This window comes from Paenibacillus tabacirhizosphaerae (assembly GCF_040812395.1).
Taxonomy (GTDB): Bacteria; Bacillota; Bacilli; order Paenibacillales; family NBRC-103111; genus Paenibacillus_E.
On the sequence record NZ_JBFNXH010000046.1, the window covers coordinates 1 to 1,884 of the forward strand.

General features: G+C 43.2%; 1 pseudogene. It reads right to left on the minus strand.

The features are described from left to right. Positions 1 to 26: 26 nt before the first annotated feature. Positions 27 to 1,884: pseudogene (locus tag ABRS97_RS27800) on the minus strand (hypothetical protein); the annotation flags it as partial.

Genomic DNA, 1,884 nt, shown 5'->3' on the forward strand with positions numbered 1-1,884 from the left:
TTCTTATTTCCTGTAAGCACTGCTTATTAGGTTGCAGGGACTACTGTGATTGCTGTTACTACGGATTTACCGTTTGCTGCTGTTGTTGTCAGATCGAATGTTACGTTTGCAGTGCCAGATGGAGTAGCTGTGATTTCACCATATTGGTTGATTTCTACCGTACCGTTTTTCACGTGGCTAGCGGAGAATGTCAAGCCTAAGATGTGGTTATATTGAGCTACTTCTTCTTTTTCGTACGTGATGCCATAGTTATCTGTTACTTTAATGTCTGCTGCTACGAATGGTCTGTCGCCATTGTTAATTGTCGCTGAATCTTCAGCTGTAATTTGGCTTACATCGATTGCGTCAGCTTTTACAGTTACAGCTACAGTCGCTTGTTTCACTTCACCTTTGATTGTTTTGAAGGATACGTTCAGTGTTGCTGTTCCTGCTTTGTTACCAATGACGAATGCTTTACCAGCATCGGCACCTGTACCAAGTTGAACTTTCGCAACGCTTTGGTTCGATGATGTTACTTGTGTGATTTGTCCTGGAAGCTCTACACTGTCTCCTGCTGCATTCTTAGCAGTGATTGTGATTTCTTTGGCCATCAAGCTCTTCGCTGCAGATGTTTGGTCTTCTTTCGTAATAACTTTATCTGCTGCTGTTGCATACTTTTGATCTGCATCGGATACAATGCCACTATCTAATGTGTTGAACAGGTTACCGACTGCATCGACAGCGTAAGTCAGATCTTCTGTGGATTGTGCAACGTTCAGTGTTCTTGTTACTTTCGCGATTTCAGTCGGGTTCGTTACACCTGGTGTTGTTTTGATGATTTTTGCTGTGAATTCAACTTTTTCATCTTTAGCGTTAGGTGATACAACGAACTTGAATTCATCGTTGAATGTACCAAAGTCAGTTGTCCCTGTGTTGTCAAATACAAGCGGGTTATACGTTGTAGGATTACTTGCAGGAACTTCGCCAACAGTACCTGGTGCGATAATTTTAGCATTCGTATTTACATATTTATCAGTTGTTGCACTTGCGCTATACGTTACTGCGGAAGCTTCAACTGTGTAGTGGCTTCCAGCTGCATCGACATAACCTGTTGTCGCGTTCACGTTCAAGGAATCATCCAACACTTTACCATATTGGTCGATAACATCGAACTCAAACTTGGACTCGCCGCCAGGAACCGCGGATTTCGCTGGTGCTTTTACTTCTTTGAAGTGATCTGGTACACGTGCATCGGCTACTGTGTAAGTTTTAGTTGCTGTGCTGCTTGCATTTGCAGTAGCGATAACAGCTGTTACAGATACGGCGCCTTTAGCGTTCGATTTCACTTCATGCAATTTGATGCTGCCTTTGTGCTCGCCTGAATCTTCAATGGAGACCGTTGTTGCATCGCCATCACCTACAGCGCCAGAAAGGGATACAGAGATACGTTTAACGTTTTGTTCGCTAGTCAGGTCTTCTACGCTCAATTTGTTGCCTTGTGCATCGTAAGCTACGACTGGGATGTAAATATCTTTGTCGCCAGCTGCGATAACATCGTTCATGTCGCCAATTTCAATTTTATTTGCTACTTTTGCGGATTTGATGCTTACTTTACCTGTTGCTGTCGCAGCTTGGTTGAATACGGTGAAGCCGAAGTCGCCAGCTTTGTCCAGATCGTTGATCAAAGAGATTTTCAATTGCGGAATATCATTTCCGTTATCTTCGAACACTGTAGATACATCTTTACTGTCGATGTAATCATTCCAGATGACGCTTGTATCTTTCAATTTATCTTGGCTTTGCAGGGTTTCATAGGACATTGTACCGCCGTATTGGTCGAAGAAGTTCAGGTCGAACTTCACGTTCTCGCCTTTACCGTTTAATCCAGTACCCGTAGAGTAACGA